The following is a 22046-nucleotide window of genomic DNA, read 5'->3' as shown; positions in this document are numbered from 1 at the left end:
GATTAATAAGCGGTGTGTATCTGGGTTCAGGCGCCAGCCTGGATCTCGGCCACAATGGCGCCAGCGGTGCCGCACAACGCCGCATCCCAAAGCAGGGCGGTGGCTGTTTTACCCTGAGGCAGGGTGGCGCGCAGGCGCATAAGCGACAGCAAGGGGGCCGCGCTCGAGTGGTGCGCGCGGGCACCGAGTTCGAAATGTCGCTCTTGTGCAATGCCCAGTTCGCGACTGACGCCCAAGGTGAAGCTGTCGCTGAATCCGGCCGGTAATACCCAATCGATATCACTGGCTTTCAGGCCGGAACGTTCGATTGCCGTTTGCGCTGCGTTCACCGCCATCGGATGCAGGCGCTCAGCCAGAGCGGCAGGGGTCAGCCCCCAGGGGTTGTCAATGGCCGCGCCATAGTGCACCGCCGAGGCGCGTATCGCCCCCCAGCCAGGCGTCGTCTGAGCGTCGCCATCGAGCAAGATGGCGGCTGCGCCGTCGCCGTACACAACCAGATCCCCCCAGGCGCGAAAGAAGGGGTAGAGCCACTTATCGGACGCCACCAGCAGCACCTTGCCGCCGAGACTGACCAGCGCTTCGATCATGGTCAGTGCGTTGAACACGCCGGCAGTGCCCGATTGGCCGATGGCGAACGGCAACGCGTTGGGCAAGCCCAGTGCATGCTGGATACGGCCTGCGACCGACTCATTAATGCGTTGGTTAAGGGCGCTATTGGTCACCACAATGTGGGTCACCTGTGCCAGCGTTTCTGCCGGAACCTGTTGACGCAATCGCGTGACCGCTTCCAGTGCCAGGTCGGCGCAGCTTTGCAAGGGTGGCGCTACCGGCAGGGCGATGCTCGCCGTGGGAAGCAGTCGACGCTCTTCTTCGGCGTCGATCCTGCCTTTGCCACGAGGCATGGAAAAGACCGCCGACTTGTACAACAGATGGCCATAGCCGATGTTTTTTTCCTGAGCTTGTACCGCCCGGAAAGGGGTCGTATCGGGGACGTGAGAAGCGATAGCGCGGATTCGAAGCATGAGGCTATTCCGTGACCGTAAGTGAGGTGGAGAAAAACTCGGAAAACTGCTGCTTCAGCTGCTTTCGGTCGATCTTGCCGTTCGGATTGCGCGGTAAAGGCGAGTCATGGAAGGACACATGCAACGGCACCATATAGGTCGGCAGTTTGTCCCGGCACAGCTTGATCAGTGCCTGGGCGCTGGTTTGTATCTGCGGATGGGCGAACAGGCTGATGATGATGGCTTCGCCCTGTTGCGGATGCGGTACACCAAACGCTGCCGCCTCGGTCACGTCATCCACGGCAAAGAGGATTTCTTCGACTTCGGTGGGGCTGACGCGATAACCGGAGGTCTTGATCATGTCGTCGCTACGGGCAACGAAATACAGATAATCGTCGCTGTCGCGGTAGACGATATCGCCCGACCAGACCGCTGTTTCGGTACGCGAAATCTGCTGGTCCGGGTGTAACCAGGGACGAAAGCGTTGAGCGGTCAGTTCTGGATCATTCCAGTACCCGAGCGTGACGAACGCCCCGCGGTGCACCAATTCACCGTGCTCTCCAGCGGCACATTCGCTGCCGTCCTGGCGCATCACGCGAATATCAGCATTGGGGACCGCCTTGCCGATGGAGTCGGGTCGTGTGACGGCCGCTTCCGGCGCCAGGTAGGTGGAGCGGAAAGCCTCGGTCAAGCCGTACATCAGGTAGGGCAGCGCATTGGGAAATGCGGTTTTGAGTTTTTCCAGCAAAGGCGGTGGCATATGCCCGCCGGTATTGGCGAAGCAGCGAATGCGAGCGCCGGCAGGCTGCGGCCATTGCACTGACGCCAGTTGCATCCACAGTGGCGGCACGCCGGTAATCACGGTGACGCCATGGGCTTCACAGAACGTCGGGACTTCGCCCGCTTGCAGGAAATCCAGCGGGGCGTAGCAAGCACCGCTGACCAGCGCCGTGGTCAGCTGACTGAACCCGGCATCGAAGCTCAGCGGCAATACGCCCAGGATGACGTCATCGGCCCGCAAGCGCAGATAGTGAGCGACGCTATAGGCGCCAGACACCAGGTTACGTTGCGACAGCACCACGCCTTTGGGCCGTCCCGTAGAGCCGGAGGTGTACAAAATGGCCGCAGGATCACTGTCTGTGACGGCGGCGTATGCGTTGAAAAACGCCGCATCGGTCAGTGTGTTCAGGGTCTCGGACTGTAGTTTTTCCAGTTGCCAGGTATCGAGTTCGATGTCATTCAACGCCGCCTCGATGCGTCTTAGGCGTGCCCCCGTACTGATGAGCAAGCGAGCACCGCTGTCCAGCAGGATATGGCGTACCTGTTGCTCTTTGAGCTGAGGATTGATGGGCACCAGGATCGCACCCCGGGCATTGATTGCCAGGAACATGACGACGGTTTCGTACTGCTTGCCCGTATAGACAGCGACGCGTTCGCCCGCTTGCACGCCGCTATCGGCCAGCCTCTTTGCCGCCAGGCGCACGTCCTCCAGCAATTGGGAATAAGTCGCCATCTTTGCGCCTTGCGCGAACGCACGGCGGTCGCCATGGTGTTGGGCGCTGTCTTTCAACAGGTCGTACAAACTGATGTGGGCGGTCATGGTGACGTCCCTAGGATTGGTGGATATAGGTGTGTGCCGGGCTCTGCGAGAGGAAAGCGCTGACGCTGTACGTCTGGTTGTAGGCGCCGCAGTTGTCGAAGATCACCATATCGCCCACGCTCGGCGGGGCCGACAGTTCATGACTCCAGCCGATCACGTCGGCGCGGCTGCAGGTGCTGCCCACGAACTGGATCGGCAACGGGGGCGCGTCCCCCGGTGCCTGTTGACGCCGCAGCAGGCGCGGCTGCGCGTAGTTCTTCAACATGGCCTCAGTTTTGGCCAGCAGGAAGTTGTGGCTCAGGCCACCGTCGCAGACGGCAACGTAGCGCTCACCCAAGGCTTTGACTGAACGTACGCGGGTCACGAAAGTGCCTGCGCCAGCGAAGACCCCGCGCCCGGACTCGTGGACGACCTTGAAGTCTTTTTGCAGCGGCGCAATGCGCTGGCGATAAGCGTCAAACGTCTGCGCCTGGTTGTTGAAGTGCTCGGAGAAACCGCCACCGACGTTAAGAAATTCAACCGGCATGCCGGTGAGGCGTGCTACTTGTGGCGCGAATGCAGCGAGCGCATGGGCAAGGGCGGCGGCATCGGCACCCTTGTCATCGATGTGAAAGCTATTGGAGCCCGCAAACGTATGGAGGCCGATGATTGGCACGTTGGCCTGGGCCAATGTAACCGTCGTCAGCAAGGCGTCTTGGCGACTCATGCCGAAGTGGTCCGCCGGGTGTTTGCCCGAGCTGACCAGTTGGCCCGCGTTCAAGCGCAAAATCGTTTGCGGCGCGGTCTGTTTGCCGATGACGCGAATCAGTCTCTGCGCCTGCTCCAGGCTGTCGATGATGAACGTGCAGCGTGAGGCCAGGGCCGCGCGCATGAAATCTTCATCCATTGACGGATTGTTCACGTATTTGGGGGTGTTGATGCGACCCGCCACAATATCGAGTTCGCCCAGGCTGGCCAGCTCCACACCGTCGACGAAGGCATGGCCGCAGCGGATCAACAAATCCAGGTTTGGATTGGCCTTGAGCGACACAATCAACGGTGTACCCAGACGCTCGCGTAAATCAGCGTAACGCGCCTGTACGACAGTGGGGTCCAGTACGTAGCAAGGCGTTTTCAGATTCAGCAGCCATTGGTCGGTCGTTGCGTCGTCGCTTCTGACAGGCGCGCAGGCGGTGGTCATGGTCATGTCAATTCACCGGATGAAGGGTCAATGCCGAAAATGAACCGTTGTCCGATTCCGTTATGTTCATCAGGTGCGCCCCGGCATCGACCTTGCTCAAGCCAATATCGGCAAGGTTGATCGCCAGGTCCGAGCCAAAGGAGTGGCCTTTGTTCAGAATGTTGTCGGAGTAGAGCGTGGAGGAGGGAATGGCCATGGCGCCACAGAAGGCTTTCCAGCCAGAGTGGTTGGAGTTGTAAGGCAAAATGCATGAGAAATCGCTAAGCGCCATGCCACAGTCGGCCACGGCTTCCTTCATGACTTTGCGGGTGTAGTGCCACTCCAGATTGAACATTTCCTTTTTCACCGCGTTGTTGGTCACGGAGCCCAGATACCAGCTGCCGTAATTGCGCACGGCCGTTGCACCGACCCGGTTACGCCGGCTGTTACGGGTCACCAGCAAGCACCCTGCGCCATCACTTAAGATGCTTGCCTGCAACACCCGGTAACGCTCGATAAAGACGCGGTCGGACGACACGATCAGCACCGAGTGCAATTGGCTATGGACATTCATCAAGGCCTTGGCCATCTGAATGGCGACGCTGATCGACGAGCAATTGAGCTGTGCGATCGAGCCGGCCCAGACAGGCTTTATGCCGAATGCCGTGGCCACTTCCATGGGCAGGCTGCGTGGCGCCGGCGGTACGCTGAATAGCCCGGTATGAACATGGATGACCGCACCGATGTCGCTGCCCTTGAAGCCTTGCTCCTCTTGCAGGCGAGCGACAGCGCGCTTGGCCAGCTCGACCTCGTCGATGTCCGGTGATACATGGAAATAACGGCAACCCGCATTGCGGATCATGTCAAAGCGCTCGGCGGGCAACTTATGGTGCTGAGCCCAGTCATTGAGGTCCTGGCGCTCGCCGGGTAACTCGTAAGCGGCGGCTTCAATACCGATCGTGAAGGGGGCGGGGCTGTTTGTTGCCGCAGTAGTTGGGGGCGTCATGACTGTATTCCTGTTAAGCCGGCATTGGCATGGCGGCGTAGTCCAGCACTCTGAGCTTTTCAAAGGCATCGCTTACACGGGGCGTCAGCAAACCCATTTCGCGGATGGTCGGCACCAGCCGCCGGAAAATGGAACGGCGCATGGAGTTGGCCACTTCAGAACTCCTGACCAGGTGGCTGCACTCTTTTTTGGATAAGCCCATCGGCTCCCATATGTCGTCGGCGCACAGGTGCTCGTACAAGGTGTAAGCACCTTCAACCACAAACTCTTCGCGCTCCTTGCGTTCAGTTCCGCTCATTTCCTTGTACACACTGCCCAGCGTGATGCGGCCAATGGCGAAATGGCGCGCCTCATCGCGCTGAATGCGCGTCATCAGGTCTTTGATAAAAGGGTCTTTGGTGTAGGCGACCATGCTTTGAAACAGTGACAGCGCAATGCCCTCCACCAGCACTTGCATGCCGAGGTTGGTCATATCGAGTTTGCTGGCGGTAATGGTGTCTTCCAGCAGGCCTTTGAGCGCCTTGCTCATGGGGTAGCTGATGGGCAGCTTGTTATTCACCAGGCGCCCGAATGCTTCAATATGACGGGCTTCATCGATGATTTGCCCGGCAGCACAGAGGCGAGCCGAGAGGCTTTCTTCTGCCACCGCCAGTTTCGATGCGCAAATCAGGGCAGCCTGTTCACCGTGCAGTACCTGTGACAGGGTCCAGCCTTGCGAGTGATGGCGAATTTCGGCGCGGTTTTTTTCATTCATTTTGTTCCAGACATCGGTGCCGTAGATCAGCAGTGTGCCGTCCGGCATGCCCAGTGGATTGTCCGGGTTGAGGTCGTAGCTCCAATCGATGTCGGTATTGACATCCCACTGGTTGGCCTTGGTTTTCTGATACAGCGCATTCAAGCTGTCATTGCTGAAATCGTAGGTCTGAGACATGTAAGCCTCGACCGAGAAATTCCACTTGATCGGCTCGCCATCATCCAATGTCGGTTTGTGCTCTGTTTGCATGATCACACCTGTACGTGCGTGCATTTCGGTTGAGAGGTGGTGAACGGCTCATGCACAGGAGATGTGTGCACCTGTGCCGCGAAGTAGTCCAGGTCGGGTAAGAACCACTCGGTGATGGCTGGCGTTTGCGCGGTATTCCAGGCTGCGATGTGCAGGAGGTTATCGCCGCCGTCCCACAGGTCGCGGCGAATCTGTTCGGCGCTGATCCAGACCACCGGCGTCTGTAGCTGGCGCGCCCAGAACAAGGCTTCGTTCCATAAATGGGCGCCCATCGTCACGCGTGGATCGAGCAGGTTTTTTGGCAACGCAAGGTCGATGGAAGGCATGCGTACCTGCGCCAGGAGAAGCGTCTGCTCACCGCAGCTGCCCCAAATGTACTGGGCCAGCGTGGACAGCAGGGTGTAGTACTGCTGGTTGTTGACCAGCACAGGCGCGGGATTGTCGTGTGCGTACACACTTCGGCGTGCATAGTCTTGCGTTTCGAGCAGTGGCAGGTTGCGAGCCGAACAAGGGATCGCCAGGTTGTAATCGGGGTTACGCTGCAACAGCAGGGAACAGGTTTGCGCGCTCTTCACATTTCACCTTCCAATGCATAGTGCAGATCAGGCGCGAGGGTTATCTGGGCAATCGAAAAATAGCCGTTCATTGCCAGCGAAGAAACGATGCAATCGCTACCCGTGTGCGCGGAACCCGCACCCAGCTCCCCCAATAGCGAAAGCCAGGGGTCGCTGCCGAATGAATGGCCAAATCGTTGATAATGGTCGGCGTGCACAGACGAAGTGTCGAAGCACTTGAACAGCGCGCGGCGCGACATCTCTGGAAAAAACGGTACTGCAATGCCTAGACCTGGCCGGCTTTCGGTGAAACTGCGCAGGTTTCGTCCTAATTGCAGTAGCGCATTAGCCTGGCTTGAAGTGCCGATGACCAGCATGTTTTTGGCCTCTGGAATCACGTCAATCACTAACGTGCAGATGCCAAAACCGGAATTCCCCCAGCGGTTGTTGCCTAACCAGTAAGTAAAATTGTGGATATCGGTATCGACAATCTGCAGTAACAGCCTGCGACGACCGCTGAACTGAGCCTTCCCCTGGATATATCGCAGGATGAAACCCCAGCCCGTGCATTCATAGGCGTTGGTGACCCAGTCAGGACGGCGCCCATACTGGGTGGCTATCGCCTCCTGGAAATAGCCTGCATGTGGCGAACCGTCTGCCAAAAACTGTGACAGCACAGTAGAGCTCACCACGTAATCGTCGATAGGGCCTGCGTCGCTTGCATAGCGGCAAGCCTCATCGCCTACCCGCTGCCCCAATGCCAACGCTGCATCCTCCAGGCTGACCTGGTGCGATACAAAGGGCGTTTCTGTGCGTCGGTAAGCTAGCGTATGGACCCTGAAAGCCGGAGCGGTGCCAAGCGACTGCGTTGATGCAAAGGGCTGCGAGTTCGACATGTTGAGCTTCTGGTATGAGGGTGGCTGGCGATCAGGCGACTTGTTGCTGCTGCAACTGCGAGTCGATTTGCTCCAGAGTGGTGTACTGCGTGATGTTCAGTTGCTCAGGATCAATCGATCCGTAGAGCTGTTCGCAATAGACGATCAGCTCAACCACGTTGAGTGAATCGATACCCAGTTCGCCCAAACCGACATGGGTATCGACGGATTCGATATTGAGAATCTTGGCGGCTTCTTTCTTCAGAAGTTCCAGCGTGTTGAGGGTTTCAGTCGTCATTGGTGCATCTCCTGGGGTTAAAGCGGATTAAAGTGAGTCGGATACGGGCTTGGCTACGCGCATGCTTGCGCGCAATTCGTGATAACAGCGGTAAGAGCTGCCTTCCATTTTGGTAAACGCCAACAGGTCACGCTGGTCGAGAAAACTCGGTACGGCAGAGCGGCTGACCAGATGCAAAAGCAGTTCATTGGAGGCGAATTTCAGTGCCAGCACGCGGTGCACGTCTTCGCTCTCATAGCGGTCGGACAGCGTCTTGGTACGGGCGGCGGCAGCGATGAAGTCGCGTGACGCGCGTTCGTCGGGTGTCAGTTCGAGGCGGCCCTGACTTGCCAGCCAGTCAACATGGGCCATCAGTGCGCGCACCAGGAAAGGCCGTACCGTCGTCAGATATTTATTGAGTACCGCAGGGCCGCCCACTTTCAGACGATCTTCCTGGGAAACCTGCACCGTGCCCTTGACGTTCCCCAACTGCACGACATCGCCGAGAAAGGGCTCGCCGCAGAGGGTTCGCTTGAGGGTCTTGTATTGCTCGGGCCAGACCAGGAAGGCTGAAGGGAAAAACGAGCCCGGCGTGCGGGCGGCAACGATTGCCATGCCATCAAGGTTGGCGTACATGCCCCATACCTTGTCGATATGCAGCTTGAAACCATCCCCTTCCGGCTGGGCGACAGTGCGCCAGCTAGTGAGGGTAGGGCCGCCGGCATCACTCATCAGAAAACGCAGGGCGCTGCCGGCATCAATGCTGGCGCGCGCCCGTTCGTATTGATCCGGCGTCAGGAACAGCGAAAACAAATGGGCGAAGTTCTGCATGAACGATCGGTAGTGCAACGCCAGACCGTCTTGCCGAATGCGCTCCAGAATATGTTCCAAGTCATGGCTCGGCTGCGACAGGGCCACCGAGGGGCGGTTTAATTGCTCGGCAGGCTCATAGTCTTGCGGTGTCTGCGAAATCAACATATCTGAATCCATCAGTCGCACTGAAGCGCGCGAAATAATATGGATCAAGTGAGCAGGCAGTTCGCCGTATGTCGATAAGCGATGAAGAACCGGTTGTGCACACACATTCAATAATGAATGGCGTGACGAAGCCGTATCCCCACCTTGCGTCAAAGTGTGCATAGTGTGTGATCCAGTATTTGAAAGTTGCAGTGCTTCAGTGTGTCGATGTTATTGGCGTGGTTGTAGATTAACTAACAAGCTGTTCGCGATCGGCCTTGTCTTTGTTGTCCAGTACGGTTTGCAGATAAATAGTTCGGCATTCCAGGCGCTTGAGTTTGTTGCTGGTCGTACGTGGCAAACTTCCGGGTAGCACGAATGTAATGGCGTGGGCACCAAATCCGAACTTCTCACGCAATTGGTTTTGAAGTTGGGTGCGCAGTTCGATAGGGTTATGCTTCGTTTCAAGCTCGATCAGAATCGCCAGGCTCTCGGTTCTCTGTGTCTCGTCGTAGATACCGAAGGCCGCTATTGCATTACCCCCGCTGGCCAATAAAGGGTGTGAGGCAATGACGTCTTCAATTTCATGGGGGAAATAATTACTGCCACGGATAATGATGAGTTCTTTCTTGCGGCCGAGTACAAACAAGTGCTCATCCACGCGATAACCTATATCCCCGGTCGCAAACCAGTCGCCGCTCTGGTAGTGCTCGGTCTGGCCTTCGGCGGGTAAATAGCCGGACATGACCGAAGAACCACGTATGAAAATTTCGCCCACTTCGCGGTCCTTGGCGTCGGAACTGTCCAAAGCCCTTACCGCCACTTGCATCCCGTCAATCGGCCGGCCCATCGACAGTACGGTTTCTACCCGCCGACTGTTATCGTCGGCGCGGCGTGCCTGCCAATGATCGATTACCGCGCCGGAGTCGATACGGTCAGGAATCACGTAGGAGAGCGCCTGCTTGTCGTAATCAAAGGTCGTGTTATGCATGGTCACTGCCAGCGTCGATTCCGCCATGCCGTAGCAGGGTTGCAGCGCAGAACGTGAAAGGCCGTGGGGCGAGAATGTCTGTGCAAACTCCCTCAGGCAGGCTTCATCGACCCTTTCGGCGCCGACAAAGATATTGCGCAACTTGCTCAGATCCACCTCTTTCATTGACGCTTCGCGGTAACGGCGAATGCAATACTGCAGGGCGAAAGTCGGCGCCGCCGTGGTGGTTGCGCCAAAGCTGGACATGCGCTTGAGCCAGCCAAGCGGGTTGCGAATAAAACTGGCCGGCTGCATCAATAGCAGCGGTGCCTGGTAATACAGGTTCGACAGTAGCGTCACCAGGCCCATGTCGTGATGCAGCGGCAGCCAGGACGCAGAGGCGTCGCCGCGTTCGACACTGTAGCCAACAACACCGCCGATACCGCGCACATTGGCGATGACATTGCGATGGCTCAGGATGGCGGCCTTGGGGCGACCGGTCGAGCCCGAGGTCAGTTGCACATGATGGCCGCTGTCAGCCTGGCAGCGTTCCACGCGCACTGGAAACCCTGCGCTGGCAGCGAGGCTCACCTCTGCGCTCGTGACCACGCGTACAGGCAGGTTGGAAAGCAAGCGCTGGAGTGCCGGTGTATTGCTTTCGGATGCGATCAGCAGGCGCGGTGCAAACAACTGACAGGCCACATATATCTGATTGCGCGGTGAGTCTGCCATCAATCTTCCAGGCAGCGCGACGGTGCAAGGCAAGGCGCCAATCAACACGCATCCAGTCAGCAGTAACAAGTGATCGATCGATGCCGGCAGGGCAAGAATAACTAGGTCATTACGAACAACCCCCAGTTCGGTCAGGGCTGAAGAGACCGCCAATGCTTGTTGTGCCAACGCTGCATAGGAAATGCTTTTTTCTTCCCCGTTCTCTTCTATAACAGTAATTTGCCGCAGTGCACTTTGCTGTGGATTATCCAAGGCAGACAAAATAGCATCGATCATTGTTTCCAATTTCCGATCTCCGGGAAGTCAATCAAACAAGTCTGTCAAATATTACAAATTCAATACAACGCTCTAGTGAGCATACAAACCTGTAGTGCCCGGTCTGGCGGACTTTATGGGATGGAACAGTGTTTGTAAATCGGTCGGGTGAAAGTTTCATAATCTTTCATGTTCGTTTGTAGTCGGCGCTATTGCCCGGTTCTAAAGCAAGTTTATAGTTGTTTAAGTGTCTAAACACTTGTTACTCGGCGTTGGATGTTTTGTATTTAAGTCGTGCGCGCAGTCGTTTACTTTTGTAGTACGTGTCGACTCTTTAGTTGTGGGAGTGTCTCGAATAAGTCGTTGGTAGTGCGGGGTAAGCGTGCTCTTCAAGATCACGTATTTCGGCGCTTCCGGCGTATTCTTATAACGGGCGTACTCGTCGTCCAATGAGTACTTTCTCTCCCGGTTTGGTGTTTGCTGCAGTTACGATGCCTGATCTTCGGGTTACACATTTTGTCTAGTGGTGTATTGAATGGCGGCAGTTTCAGGCAAGCCTCAACCGATTATTTCCCGCGCCTGACGTGTCATTGACTACGCTGTACCTGATCGAAATTACAGACGCGCCCTGTCTCGAACCTAATCCCTTCGATACGGTTGGCCTATCAAGGATGTGCAGGAGGCCCCCGGGTTTGTACAAATTCAAAACAGCGTTTCTGCTTCTTGTCCTGTTGTGCTCGGGCAATGGCATGCTTTTGGCCGCCCCTACGCTGGCCTCTGTGATCAAGGCCGAGGAATCCGATGGCAAGCCTCCCGTGCTGGTGGATGGCGGGCTGCTGGGGGCTTTGGGTGCGGGGATGGACGAGGTTCAAGGTCAGCTCGGCCTGAGTATGCAGTTGCTGGACGCCTGGCGTTTACGCACCGAGCGGGCGGCAGGTGAAGTAGGGCAACTGGTCGAGCAGGCATCCACACATCCTTCATGGAGTGGTGTAGGCGACTTTTTCTTGCTGACGGTTATCTGGTCCGGCGTTTTTTTCGGGTTGATGCTCGCAGGAAGATTGCTGGCGCGTTATTTGTGTACCACGCGTTCGATGGTTGACCGGCCACGCATCCAGACGCTGGTGGGTTATGTGGTGCCCTACATGTTGCCTGCGCTGGTCTCGTTGATGCTGGCCCTGTACGCCAGCCGCATGCTGCAAGACACCTTGGGTCGCTCGTTCGGCCTGACCCTGACCTATGCCGGCAGCGCCGGGGTGTTCTGTGTGGCGCTGGTGCTGTCACTGAGTACCTTGTTTGAAACGGGCCACAAGCGCCGCGCGGTGCAGATTATTCGTCAGTACTCGAAACGGGCGCTGTTCTTGATCGGCTTTTTTTCGGCACTGAGCGACGCAATGAGCAGCCCGCAAATTGCGCGGCAAATCGGCGGCAATATCGCCAGTTGTCTGTCGGTATTCGCCGGCCTGCTGGCGTGCGCCATTCTGGGCTGGCTGGTGGTACGGCTGCGGCGGCCCGTGGCTCACCTGATCCGCAATCGGGCCCTGGCACAACGGCTCGGGCAGCCAGCCTTGCAAGAGTCGTTGCGCATTTTTTCGGTACTCTGGTACTGGCCCGTGCTGCTGATGTTGCTGGTGAGCGCGCGCAATTTACTGGGCGTGGGTGAGGGCAGTGAACGTGCCTTGCGCAGTGCATTGCTGACATCGGGCCTGCTGATCGGCACGGTATTTCTGAGCACGATTCTGCACCATTCGTTTCGGGCGCGAACCCAGCATACAGGGGCCTATAAAGAGCGTTTTATCGGTGTGGTTTACGCATTGCTGCGCATTGCCCTGGCCGTGACCTTTATTGAGTTGCTGGCGAAGATCTGGGGTTTCTCGCTGTTGGCCTTCGCTTCCGACAGCAATACCGGCAAGGTCATCAGTGATTCCCTGGGCCATATCCTGTTGATCCTTCTGGTGACCTGGTTGACCTGGGTGGTCCTCGACACGGCCATTCAACAAGCGCTGGAACCGGCCACCAACCGGCGCGGGAGCCATGAGCCCAGTACGCGAATCAAGACCATCCTGCCGCTGGCGCGCAATGCTATCAAAGTGATTCTGGTGGTGATCTGTACCATCACCACCATGGCCAATCTGGGGGTGAACGTCGCGCCCTTCCTGGCTGGCGCCGGGGTGATAGGCCTGGCCATCGGCTTTGGCTCCCAGCAGTTGGTGCAGGACGTGATTACCGGGCTGTTTATCATTATTGAAGACACCATCTCGGTGGGTGACTGGGTGGTGATCGACTCCGCCCATGCCGGCACCGTCGAGGGGTTGACCATCCGAACCCTGCGCCTTCGCGATTCGAGAGGTTTTGTCCATTCGGTGCCTTTTGGTCAGATCAAGGCCGTCATCAACCATTCCCGGCAGTTTGCCTATGCCTTTTTTTCCGTGCAGTTCACCTATGACACCGATATGGACAAAGCGACGGCCCTGATTCGGGAAGCGGGGAGCCAGATCAGCAGCGATCCTTTGCTCAGCCTGAGCCTGCAGGGTTCGCTGACGATCTTTGGCGTCGACAGCATGAACCTCGATGGCGTGACCATAACCGCGCAGTTCCGAACCATGTCCGGGGCGCAGAACACCGTGAGCCGGGCATTCAATGACCGGCTTAAAAAGCTTGTGGATAAGTCGCCGGATGTTCACTTCGCACAGCATTATCCACAGGGGTTTCTGCTGCCCGTGCGGGAGCCGGAACAAACGCTGCCAGCGGACTCCTTGGCGCAACGGTCTACGGTATTACTGACTGATATTCCGCCCAGATCCCAATGAAGGCCTTTTAGCATGAGGCAGTTTGTCAGTGACGGGTGGGCAAGAAACCCGCAAAATGCGGCTATCTTGATTAGGGTCAGCAGCTTTCACGGCTGGTTTTCTGGTATACATCACCGTTCTAAATAGACTGAGCCTGCATACTTTATGCGAATGCGCCTTATGTTATTGGGCGGCGGAAATGCCCTCGGGCAGGCGCTGATTCGTCTGGGTGCCGAGGAAGACATCAATTTCCTAGCCCCGCGCCCGCCGCAAGACGGTTGGGACGCCGCGAGCCTCACGCAACTGCTCGATGACACCCGCCCGGATGCTGTCATCAACCTTGCGTACTACTTCGACTGGTTTCAGGCGCAGACAGTAAGCGAGTCGCGTCTTGCCGCCCAGGAGCGCGCTGTCGAGCGTCTGGCCGAGCTGTGCCAGCACCACAGCATCACCTTGTTGCAACCTTCCAGCTATCGGGTTTTCGATGGCTCGCGTGCGACGGCCTACAGCGAAAAAGACGAACCCGTCCCGCTCGGGTTGCGCGGTCAGGCACTGTGGCGTATCGAACAAAGTGTGCGGGCCATTTGCCCGCAACATGTGCTGCTGCGTTTTGGCTGGTTGCTCGATGACAGCCCGGATGGCACCCTCGGGCGGTTTCTGGCCCAGGCCGAAAAACCGGGTGAGTTGTTGATGGCCGATGATCGACGGGGCAACCCGACGCCGGTGGATGATGCGGCGCGGGTGATTATCTCGGTACTCAAGCAGCTCGATTGCGCGGCGCCGCTGTGGGGCACTTACCACTACGCCGGGCACGAAGCGACAACGCCGCTGGCGCTGGGGCAGGCGATCCTGGCCGAGGCCCGTAACCTGCACGAACTGGCAATCGAAGCGCCGACACCCCAGGCGCACGCCGCGCGGCCCGACGCGGCAGAAGAACCCCAGCACGCGGTGCTGGCGTGCAAAAAAATTCTACACACCTTCGGGATCAAGCCTCGCGCCTGGCGCGCGGCGTTCCCCACTTTACTGGACAGGTTTTATCGTCATGGTTGATGCTCCCGTTTTAATCACCGGTGGTGCCGGTTTTATTGGCTCCAACCTGGTAGACGCCTTGTTGGCCAAGGGCTACTCCGTAAGAATTCTCGATGACATGTCCACAGGCAAACGCAGCAACTTGCCAATGGCCAACTCGCGGGTCGAGCTGATTGAAGGTGACGTGGCCGATGCCGCACTGGTTGCCAAAGTCATGGCCGGTTGCAGCGCAGTGGTTCACCTGGCGGCGGTTGCTTCGGTACAAGCCTCGGTAGACGACCCGGTGCGTACTCACCAAAGCAACTTCATCGGCACCCTGAATGTATGCGAAGCCATGCGCGAAACAGGGATCAAGCGCGTTGTTTTCGCCTCCAGTGCTGCGGTCTACGGCAATAACGGCGAAGGCGAGTCGATTGTCGAAGACACGCCTAAAGCGCCATTGACACCTTATGCCGCCGACAAGTTGTCCAGCGAGTACTACCTGGATTTCTATCGTCGCCAGCACGGTCTGGAGCCGGTGATCTTTCGCTTCTTCAATATCTTTGGCCCGCGCCAGGATCCCTCCTCGCCTTATTCGGGCGTGATCAGCATTTTCAGTGAGCGTGCTGAAAAGGGCCTGCCGATCACCATCTTTGGCGATGGCGAACAAACGCGCGACTTCGTGTATGTGGGTGATCTGGTCAAGATTCTGGTGCAAGCCGTCGAAACCGAGAACGCTGAAGCGGGTGCCGTGAACGTGGGCTTGAACAAGGCCACTACACTCAATCAAATGCTGGCAGCGTTGAGCGAAGTGGTCGGCGAGTTGCCACCGATCAGCCACGGTCCGGCCCGCTCGGGTGATATCCGCCATTCCCGTGCTGACAATAGCCGTTTGTTGCAACGCTTCACCCTCGGTGAAACCACACCAATGAGTGTCGGGCTGGCACGCCTGCTAGGCCGCTAAGAATCTCCCGCCCACAAAAAAGGCGCCTTTCGAAGGCGCCTTTTTTATGATTGCCGGACTTAGAATTTGTAGCCCAGGCCAACCATGTATACCCATGGGTCCACGTCTACGTTGACCTTGGCACGAGTGCCTGGTGCCACGGCGTTGTTTTCCACAGTGGCGCGGGTGTCGATATCGATATAACGCGCCTGGGCGTTGATCATGATGTTGTCGGTCAGCATGTAGTCAGCACCCAGCTGCCAGGCCATGCCCCAGGAGTTTTTTGCCTTGAAGTTGTCGAACCCTTCGGCGCTGGCACGGCTGCCGACGTGTTCGTCGTAGATCCAGGTGTAGTTGATGCCGGCACCGACGTAAGGCTGGAATGCCGATTTGGTATCCAGTGGGTAGTACACAACGCTCAGGGTTGGCGGCAAGTGTTTGAGGCTACCCAGTTTGCCGTTGGCGGCTGCCAGGCCAGTACCCTTGAGTTTCACGTCATGCTCAAACGGTGTGGCTGCCAGCAATTCGATACCCACATGGTCGGTGATCATGTAAGCGAAGTTCAGACCCAGTTGCGTGTCGCTGCTCATGGTCGCCTTGCCACCCAGATCAGCACCTGCCAACGGGCCTTGATCAACCTTGACGCTGGAGCTGTCGGCTTTCGGGTTTACCGTGATAGCACCGGCACGCACGATGATGTCGCCTTCCGTGTGCGCGTGGGCAAGAGGGGCGACGACGGCGAGCGCAAGGGCGGCTGCGCTGAGCAAAGACTTGTGCATGGGAGCTCCATTTGGATATTTAAAATTTATATAACCAATGGTAATGAGCGCCCAGGCCTGTTCAGTTGACCCAGCTCAATGAAAGCGTGAAGTTGTGAAAAATTCGTTAATTGCCCAGAGCTCCTCACCCCAACCTTCTCCCGGAGGGAGAGGGAGCTGATGGGTGGCGTTGCGCAAACCTGCTTTTGCTTTCAGTCCCTTCTCCCACTGGAAGAGGGCTAGGGTGAGGGGCCTTTGGGGTTACTCCGGCAATTCATACACCACGATCCGCTGCGCATCCATCTGATACCCCGCATCCGCCAGTTCGCTAGTGCTGGCCTTGACCTGCAGCGCGCCCACGATCCAGTACGGCTGGTACAACTCGTCGAGTTTGACCCCTTCCTTGCTGGTCACGTGCACGATCTGGTTCGACGGCGGTGGCGGTACATGGATGCAGGCACCGAAGTACGGCACCAGCAAAAAGTCCGTGGTGCGCCCGTCTTCGCTGACTTCAAGGGGCACGATATACCCCGGCAGGCGAATCAACTGGCCATCCAGCGCCGGGACCACCGGCGCATTGGGCAAGTCCTGCCTGGCTGCCGGGGCGGCTTCCATATTGCCCATCTGCGAGAGGTCATGCAGGGGCGTCATGTCCGGTGCTTCAGGCGGCGCATCCGCCGGGATCATTTCCGACCAGGTCAGCTCTTTCGGTTCGGCCGCCAACAGCGGCGTCGCAACCAGCAGTAACAGTGCCAGCAGCACGCGAGACATTGCAGACCTTTTCATAAATGTAAGCTCATAAACGAATGGACAGACCATCTGCCAGCGATTGTCGGTAGGCGCGCCAGGCAGGCACGCAGCCCATCAACAGGGCCGCTGCCAGAATACCGCCGAGCAGCGTCCATTCATATTCACTTGGCCACGCCAGTGGCAAATACAACCCGTAGTTCGATTGCACATAGCCTTGCGCGACGGCAATGCACACATACAACAGACCGACACCGGCGATCACTCCGGCGAGTGCCAGAGCCAGTGCTTCGAACACCAGTAACGTGGCGATATGCCAAGGGCGGGCGCCCACGGAGCGCAAGATCGCCATCTCGCGGCGCCGCTCATTGAGGCTGGTCAAGATTGCGGTGAGCATGCCGATCAGTCCGGTCAGTACCACAAACAGCGACACCACAAACAACGCTTTTTCAGCAGTGCTCATCAAGCTCCAGAGTTCCTGCAGGGCTACGCCGGGCAAAATCGCCATCATCGGCTCACCGCGAAAATCGTTGATCTCCCGTTGCAGGGCAAAAGTCGAAATTTTGCTGTTCAGGCCCAGCATGAACGCAGTGATGGCCTGGGGGGTTAGGTCCATATTGCGGGCCTGGTCAGCGCTGATACGCCCGGCACCGTGGGCGGGCACGCCGTTATGCCAGTCGATATGGATTGCTTCCATACCGCCCAGGCTGATATGCAGCGTGCGGTCCACCGGGGTACCGGTGCGCGCGAGAATGCCAACCACGGTGAACGGTTTGTCGTCGTGCTTGACCAGGCTGATCGCCGCCACGCCATGAGCCAGCACCAGTTTGTCGCCCAGTTTGTAATGCAGGGCATCGGCGACTTCGGCACCCAGTACCACTTCGAACGGATCGCTGGCAAAAGGACGGCCGCTGGCCAGTTTCAGGTTTTGCTTGTGGCCGTACTGGTAGTGCTCGAAGTACGCCTCGCTGGTGCCCATCACCCGATAGCCGCGGTGCGAGTCGCCCAGGGACATGGGGATGGCCCATTTCACTTTCGGGTTGTTGGCGAAATGTTCAAAGCTGTCCCAACGAATATTGTTGGTGGCATTGCCGATGCGGAACACCGAATACAGCAGCAGATTGACCGAGCCCGAGCGGGCACCCACGATCAGGTCGGTGCCGCTGATGGTACTGGCGAAGCTGGCGCGGGCTTCGGTGCGGACCCGCTCCACGGCCAGCAGCAGGCACACCGACAGGGCAATGGCGAAGGCGGTCAGCAGTGCGGTAAAGCGGCGGTTGGCCAGGCTGGCCAACGCTAGACGAAACAGATACATCTCAGACCTCTACCGACAGGGCGGCGCGATTGAGTTCAGACAACGACAGGTTACGGTCGAACAGAGGGGCCAGGCTTTGATCGTGGCTGACAAACAACAGGCTGGCACCCGCTTCACGGCATTCGGCAAACAGCAGCTGGATAAAGGCTTCGCGAGCGTCCGCGTCCAGCGCTGATGTGGGCTCGTCGGCAATCACCAGTTCGGGCTGACCGATCAGTGCGCGGGCGGCGGCAACACGCTGCTGCTGGCCGATGGATAACGAGTCTGCACGTCGCTCCAGCAGGGCCGGGTCTTTAAGGCCCAGATGGGCCAGCAGGGTTTGCGCGGCGTTATCCACACTGCCGTGGCGTTGCACGGCGCGGCTGGCACGCAGTTTGGAAAAGTGGCAAGGCAGTTCGACGTTCTCGCGAACCGACAAAAATGGCAGCAAATTGAATTGCTGGAAGATATAGCCCGTGTGGTCAACCCGAAAACGGTCACGGGCCCCGGAGCCCAGCTCTCCCAGCTCCTGGCCGAGCAAGCGGATGCTGCCGCTGTTGGCTTTTTGCACGCCGCCAAGCAACCCCAGCAAAGTGGTTTTGCCACTGCCACTGGGGCCTTTGAGGAACAGGGTTTCACCTGCTTGCAGGCGAAACGCCGGAATATCCAGTAGCACGGGGTGCCCCGGCCAGCTGAAACTCAGGTCGCTCAGTTCGATAAGTGCTTGGGTCATTGGGGGAGGAGATCGCCTGGGAGTTGGTGGAAGTCTTTCTGTGGGAGCTGTTTAAAACTTCAGCACAGGTGCCTTGGCTGTCACTTCCACGGCTTGCTGACCGCTCGGGCCGATCAGTTGTACCTTGAATTTATGGGTGCCGGGGAATGTCTTGAAAAACTGCGCCAGATCCAGCGCTTTCAAAGCGTCCGGCGTGCTGCAGGTAAACGCATAGTGGGCTTCGATATCGCTGTGGTGGTGCTCGCCCTTGGCGCTGCCTTCTTCCGGCGCCGGTTCGAACAGCGGGCTTTTCAGTTCCTGCGCTTCAGCTGTGCAACCGGCGGCCTTGGGGATGCTGAACAGCACCAGTGGGTCTTCCAGTTGTTTGCGTACCGAGCTGACTTTGGCCTTGTCAGCATCAGTGGTAGCAACGTGTTCAAAGCCCACCAGGTTCATCGACGGGCCATCCAGGTCCAGTTCCAGGGTCTGGCCGTCGAGCGCGACATTCAAGCTACCTACGCCATGTTCATGGGGCGCCAGGCTGCTGTGTTCATGGTCGTGATCATGATCGTCGGCGGCGTGAGCCATCGCCAGCGGCAACAAGGCAAACGGCAAAGCAAGAAGCAAACGGCGCATGGGAGCACTCCAGCAGAAATGTGAAAATATTGTTATGTGATCTTATAACAACTGTTGCGAGAGTTTGCCCGTGTGCTTGGCGTTACGCAAGGCGCGTGGGAGCATGGCTGCAAGAAAATTGAGGAGCACGACGATGGTGCGCATTCGCGGAACGATAGGCGACTGGCCGGTGGATTTGACCGTGGAGCTGGATGAGAGCGACTGGATAAAGCTGGGCGCGCAACTGCACGTCAGTGAAGCACCGATCAGCCAGCCGCCCGCAAAACCTGCGAATCAGGATGATGCCGTGTGGGAAGCCACCAAGGATTTGCTGCGCAAGGCTGGACAGATCAGCGGGCCTGAATTGCTGGGGCAGCTTGAAGCGCTGACCGGCAGCACGGGAGCAGGCAAACGCTTGTTGGTGCGCCTGCGCCATTGTGCCGAGGTGAAAGTGGTTAGCGGTGCTGATTCGCCGATTTACAGCTGGGTTGACGTGGCGTAACAAAAACTCCCGTAGCAGCTGCCGAGGGACGAGGCTGCGTTTGGCAGCTACAGGAACACTGCAACTGTGGGAGCGAGCCTGCTCGCGAAGGTCGTTCGCGAGCAGGCTCGCTCCCACAATAGGGCTTGACCTGCAACAGAGTATCTACAGATATGTATCGGGGTTTAGTACAGCGCAGCAAACAGCTTGCGGCGGTAGGTGGTGACCAGCGGGTGATCATTGCCCAGCAGGTCGAACACCTGCAGCAGGGTCTTGTGGGTGATGCCTTCGTTGTAGCTGCGGTTGCGGGTGAACAGTTTCAGTAGCCCGTCCAGTGCGCCTTCATATTGCTGGCGTGCCAGTTGCTGGATTGCCAGTTGATACGCCGCTTCGTCGTCCTGCGGGTTTTGTGCCACGCGGGTCTTCAGGTCGGCCACATCCGGCAAGTCCGCTGCCTGGCGCAAGAACGTCAGTTGCGCCTTGGCCCCGGCCAGTTCGGCCTTGTGCTCGTCGCTCTTGACCGCATCCAGCACCGCTTGTGCTTCAGTCAGCTCGCCACGTTCAGCCAGGCAGCGGCCATACAGGATCAGCGCTTTGGCGTTGCTGTTGTCTTCAGTCAGGATGCTTTTGAGCAAGGCTTCAGCATCGGCAAAACGGCTTTCGGCAAACAGCGCCTGGGCTTGAACCAGCGGGTCTTCAACCGCAGCTTCAGGCATCACCACATGGGGCGCGAGCATGGCACGGATCGCTGATTCCGGCTGGGCTTCCTGGAAACCGTCGACCACTTTGCCGTCCTTGAACAGCACCACGGTGGGCAAGGTCTGAATGCCAATGCGGCCAACAATATCCTGCTCGACATCACAGTTGACCTTGGCCAGCAGCAGTTCGCCCTGATAGTCCTCGGCAATTTGCTCCAGGATCGGCAGCATCACCTTGCAGGGAGCGCACCACTCGGCCCAGAAATCCACCAGTACGGGTTGGTCGAATGAGGCCTGGACCACCAGCCTGTCGAAGTCAGTGGAGGTCACGTCGAAGCTGTAAGAAGGCGTAGGCTGATTCATTTCGTGTCTCGAAGCAGGTAAATAAGAGCAACTATAAAGGCTGGGCGCAGTGGCTGAAAGGCACAGGCTCGCGTTGTGCGTGATACAGGCTGACGTTGCGAAATTCGTGGGGCTCGGCCAGGTCGGGCAGGGGCAGGGCCTTGAGCATGGCCAGTTGCCGATAAAGCGGGTGCTTGAAGTCGCGTACGCGGGAATCGGCTACCAGGGTCTGCTGGCCGCGGCTAGGGAACTGATCCAGCAGCGGCAGGTTTTCGCGGTCGTAGAGCACATCAGCCACCAGGATCAGATCGAACCGGTCCGCCTCGGCAAAAAAATCGCTGGAGTAGCCCAGCGCGACATCGTTGAGCTGGGCATTGGCCCTGCAGGCCGCCAGTGCCAGCGGGTCAAGGTCACAGGCCACCACTTCCAGCGCCCCGGCCCTGGCTGCTGCAATCGCTGCAACGCCCGAACCGGCACCAAAATCCAGAACGCGCTTGCCCTTGACCCACTGCGGTTGCTCGGCCAGAAAGCGTGCGAGCGCCAGCCCGCTGGCCCAGCAAAAGGCCCAGTAGGGAGGTTCGTAGAGAATGCGCCGGGTTTCGTCGGGGGTGAAGGCGCGATCCATATTGTGGGCATCGATCAACCAGAGTTTGAGCGCGGTGCCGGGCAAGTCGGTCGCCACCAGCCGCGCATCACCCAGCAACTCGCTCAACGACTGCTGCAGGCCAAACGGTATATTCATGGTGCTTTGACGAAGGCCAGGGTACCCAGCGCCTGCGTGGTGGGCTGGTTGATGATCCGCGAAGGCAGATGCAGGATCAATTGCCCGGACTGGCTGGCGCGGCCGCGCAGCTCGACCCGCATGCCGGTCGGGAAGGCTTGCGGGTTGAAGCGCAGCTTGAAAGGCAGCGCCTGGCTGTTGCCGAGGATCTTGCTGCTGGCCATCAAGCCTTGGGGGCGGCCACGATCGTCAACGATCAGCATGGCCAGCTCGACCTCGGCGCCTGCCGGCACACCGGTCAGCACTCCGCTCAACTCGCGCTGATATGACGGCAGCGGGCCAAGGTCAGCCGGGGCATCGGTTTTTGGCTGCGTCAGCACTTGGGGCTGTGCCGATTTTGGCGGCTCACTGCTACAAGCGACCAGCAAACTGGCAAGGCACAGCAAAACAAGCGTTCGTAGCGGCATACACGGCTCCAGCGGCAGGTCAGTCGGTGTATCAGATTGTGTAAAAGATAGTAGCCCGTCTGTATACCGTAAAGCCTATGGCTTG

Annotated in this window: 22 protein-coding genes; 4 read left to right on the top strand and 18 right to left on the bottom strand. The window is 58.2% G+C overall.

The annotated features are described in order from the left end of the window. Positions 1–26: 26 nt before the first annotated feature. From FHL07_RS16575 to FHL07_RS16530, 10 genes are all read right to left on the bottom strand, one after another. Positions 27–1022 carry a hypothetical protein gene (locus FHL07_RS16575; RefSeq protein ID WP_138738710.1) on the bottom strand — a complete coding sequence of 332 codons (996 nt, stop codon included), beginning with the start codon at positions 1020–1022 and terminating at the stop codon, positions 27–29. A 4-nt stretch (positions 1023–1026) separates the two neighbouring features. Next, a complete protein-coding gene (locus FHL07_RS16570) occupies positions 1027–2601 on the bottom strand; it encodes an acyl-CoA ligase (AMP-forming), exosortase A system-associated (protein ID WP_095023476.1) in 1575 nt (524 codons plus the stop codon). A 10-nt stretch (positions 2602–2611) separates the two neighbouring features. Continuing rightward, positions 2612–3787 (bottom strand): PLP-dependent decarboxylase, encoded by a 1176-nt coding sequence (locus tag FHL07_RS16565; protein ID WP_138738709.1) that lies wholly within the window; start codon positions 3785–3787, stop codon positions 2612–2614. Position 3788: 1 nt separating this feature from the next. Further along, positions 3789–4766: a 3-oxoacyl-ACP synthase gene (locus FHL07_RS16560; protein ID WP_165446499.1), complete on the bottom strand. Its 978-nt coding sequence runs from the start codon at positions 4764–4766 to the stop codon at positions 3789–3791. A 13-nt stretch (positions 4767–4779) separates the two neighbouring features. Further along, positions 4780–5769, bottom strand: a complete 990-nt coding sequence (locus FHL07_RS16555; protein WP_138738708.1) for a ferritin-like domain-containing protein — start codon at positions 5767–5769, stop codon at positions 4780–4782. A gap of 2 nt (positions 5770–5771) precedes the next feature. Next, positions 5772–6344, bottom strand: a complete 573-nt coding sequence (locus FHL07_RS16550) for a hypothetical protein (protein WP_095031794.1) — start codon at positions 6342–6344, stop codon at positions 5772–5774. Continuing rightward, on the bottom strand, positions 6341–7219 hold the full coding sequence (locus tag FHL07_RS16545; RefSeq protein WP_095019073.1) for a hypothetical protein: 879 nt from the start codon (positions 7217–7219) through the stop codon (positions 6341–6343). The genes FHL07_RS16550 and FHL07_RS16545 overlap by 4 nt, the downstream gene beginning before the upstream one ends. Positions 7220–7250: 31 nt before the next feature. Then, a complete protein-coding gene (locus FHL07_RS16540) occupies positions 7251–7496 on the bottom strand; it encodes an acyl carrier protein (RefSeq protein ID WP_094999482.1) in 246 nt (81 codons plus the stop codon). A 27-nt stretch (positions 7497–7523) separates the two neighbouring features. Further along, positions 7524–8453 (bottom strand): hypothetical protein, encoded by a 930-nt coding sequence (locus FHL07_RS16535; RefSeq protein ID WP_095019072.1) that lies wholly within the window; start codon positions 8451–8453, stop codon positions 7524–7526. A 229-nt stretch (positions 8454–8682) separates the two neighbouring features. Further along, on the bottom strand, positions 8683–10410 hold the full coding sequence (locus tag FHL07_RS16530) for an AMP-binding protein (protein ID WP_094999480.1): 1728 nt from the start codon (positions 10408–10410) through the stop codon (positions 8683–8685). 671 nt (positions 10411–11081) lie between these two features. Here FHL07_RS16530 and FHL07_RS16525 point away from each other — a divergent pair. The 3 genes from FHL07_RS16525 (at position 11082) to FHL07_RS16515 (ending at position 15147) form a co-directional block, all read left to right on the top strand. Then, positions 11082–13196 carry a mechanosensitive ion channel family protein gene (locus tag FHL07_RS16525; protein WP_094999479.1) on the top strand — a complete coding sequence of 705 codons (2115 nt, stop codon included), beginning with the start codon at positions 11082–11084 and terminating at the stop codon, positions 13194–13196. A 144-nt stretch (positions 13197–13340) separates the two neighbouring features. Further along, a complete protein-coding gene (locus FHL07_RS16520; RefSeq protein ID WP_138738707.1) occupies positions 13341–14225 on the top strand; it encodes a sugar nucleotide-binding protein in 885 nt (294 codons plus the stop codon). Further along, positions 14218–15147, top strand: a complete 930-nt coding sequence (locus FHL07_RS16515; protein WP_094999477.1) for an NAD-dependent epimerase/dehydratase family protein — start codon at positions 14218–14220, stop codon at positions 15145–15147. The genes FHL07_RS16520 and FHL07_RS16515 overlap by 8 nt, the downstream gene beginning before the upstream one ends. A 59-nt stretch (positions 15148–15206) precedes the next feature. Here FHL07_RS16515 and FHL07_RS16510 read toward each other — a convergent pair whose 3' ends face one another. From FHL07_RS16510 to FHL07_RS16490, 5 genes are all read right to left on the bottom strand, one after another. Further along, complete coding sequence (locus FHL07_RS16510; protein WP_094999476.1) at positions 15207–15905, bottom strand: OmpW/AlkL family protein; 699 nt, start codon at positions 15903–15905, stop codon at positions 15207–15209. A 240-nt stretch (positions 15906–16145) separates the two neighbouring features. Beyond that, positions 16146–16655, bottom strand: coding sequence for a DUF3299 domain-containing protein (locus FHL07_RS16505; RefSeq protein ID WP_371926176.1), 510 nt, complete (start codon positions 16653–16655; stop codon positions 16146–16148). A 25-nt stretch (positions 16656–16680) separates the two neighbouring features. Continuing rightward, entirely contained in the window at positions 16681–17946 is a 1266-nt protein-coding gene (locus FHL07_RS16500) for an ABC transporter permease (protein WP_095019069.1), read from the bottom strand. A 1-nt stretch (position 17947) separates the two neighbouring features. After that, positions 17948–18658, bottom strand: a complete 711-nt coding sequence (locus FHL07_RS16495) for an ABC transporter ATP-binding protein (RefSeq protein WP_094999473.1) — start codon at positions 18656–18658, stop codon at positions 17948–17950. 51 nt (positions 18659–18709) lie between these two features. Next, positions 18710–19273, bottom strand: coding sequence for a DUF2796 domain-containing protein (locus FHL07_RS16490; RefSeq protein WP_095019067.1), 564 nt, complete (start codon positions 19271–19273; stop codon positions 18710–18712). 133 nt (positions 19274–19406) lie between these two features. Between FHL07_RS16490 and FHL07_RS16485 the strand changes: the two genes are divergently transcribed. Beyond that, on the top strand, positions 19407–19754 hold the full coding sequence (locus FHL07_RS16485; protein WP_094999471.1) for a hypothetical protein: 348 nt from the start codon (positions 19407–19409) through the stop codon (positions 19752–19754). Positions 19755–19918: 164 nt separating this feature from the next. Here the strand turns inward: FHL07_RS16485 and trxA are convergent, their stop codons facing one another. The 3 genes from trxA to FHL07_RS16470 are packed head-to-tail and all read right to left on the bottom strand — an operon-like array spanning position 19919 to position 21961. Continuing rightward, complete coding sequence (gene trxA, locus FHL07_RS16480) at positions 19919–20794, bottom strand: thioredoxin (protein ID WP_094999470.1); 876 nt, start codon at positions 20792–20794, stop codon at positions 19919–19921. Between the two features lie 31 nt (positions 20795–20825). Next, positions 20826–21515 (bottom strand): class I SAM-dependent methyltransferase, encoded by a 690-nt coding sequence (locus tag FHL07_RS16475; protein ID WP_138738706.1) that lies wholly within the window; start codon positions 21513–21515, stop codon positions 20826–20828. After that, positions 21512–21961, bottom strand: a complete 450-nt coding sequence (locus tag FHL07_RS16470) for a hypothetical protein (RefSeq protein WP_094999468.1) — start codon at positions 21959–21961, stop codon at positions 21512–21514. The genes FHL07_RS16475 and FHL07_RS16470 overlap by 4 nt, the downstream gene beginning before the upstream one ends. Between the last annotated feature and the right edge of the window lie 85 nt (positions 21962–22046).

Origin of the sequence: Pseudomonas sp. FSL W7-0098 (genome assembly GCF_005930585.1) — a bacterium.
GTDB lineage: Bacteria > Pseudomonadota > Gammaproteobacteria > Pseudomonadales > Pseudomonadaceae > Aquipseudomonas > Aquipseudomonas bubulae.
Note: the sequence above shows the minus strand (reverse complement) of the source record. Positions and strands in the feature narration are given on the sequence as shown.